Genomic DNA, 632 nt, shown 5'->3' on the forward strand with positions numbered 1-632 from the left:
TACAACAGAGAATGAAACGCTAGGAGCTATTTATATAGTTAGAGATCCAAGAAATGTTATTACTTCATTAACACATCACTATGATTTATCCTACGAAGAGGCTTACTCTCATATGATAGATGAAAATTCTTCGCTTTTAGAAACATCCTTTGAACTCGATCATAGTAATTTTACTTATCTTAGTTCTTGGTCAAATCATTATCAGTCCTGGAAAAACAATAAAAAATTTAAGACCTTATTTATAAAATATGAGGATATAGAAAAAAATAAGGAAAATGTATTTGAAACTGTTGTCAATTTTGTAAATAATTTAAAAGGAAAGGGAACTGATTTAAATCAGAAAAAATTTTTAAATTCAATTAAATCTACAAATTTTTCAAATCTTAAAAATAAAGAGTTAAATGAGGGTTTTGAAGAAAAGGTATCTTCGAAGAAAACAGGTAAAATTATTAATTTTTTTAATTTAGGTTTTAATAATCGATGGCAGAAATTATTACCTTCTGATATAAAAGAAAAATTGAATAAAAAATTTGAAAAAGAATTAAAAGAATTAAATTATTTTTATGAGTGATGATTTGGCAAATAAAAAATGTGTTCCGTGTGAAGGAAATATTCCTCCTTTCAACTCTGAA

The 632-nt window shown here is 24.8% G+C and carries 1 protein-coding gene; it reads left to right on the forward strand.

Annotated features, from left to right (window positions below; translation table 11 throughout):
- The coding region (locus tag AMN83_RS00290) for a sulfotransferase domain-containing protein (RefSeq protein WP_075503404.1) at positions 1–571 on the forward strand (571 nt) is incomplete at its 5' end.
- Between the last annotated feature and the right edge of the window lie 61 nt (positions 572–632).

Source organism: Candidatus Pelagibacter communis, from assembly GCF_001180025.1.
Taxonomy (GTDB): Bacteria; Pseudomonadota; Alphaproteobacteria; order Pelagibacterales; family Pelagibacteraceae; genus Pelagibacter; species Pelagibacter ubique_A.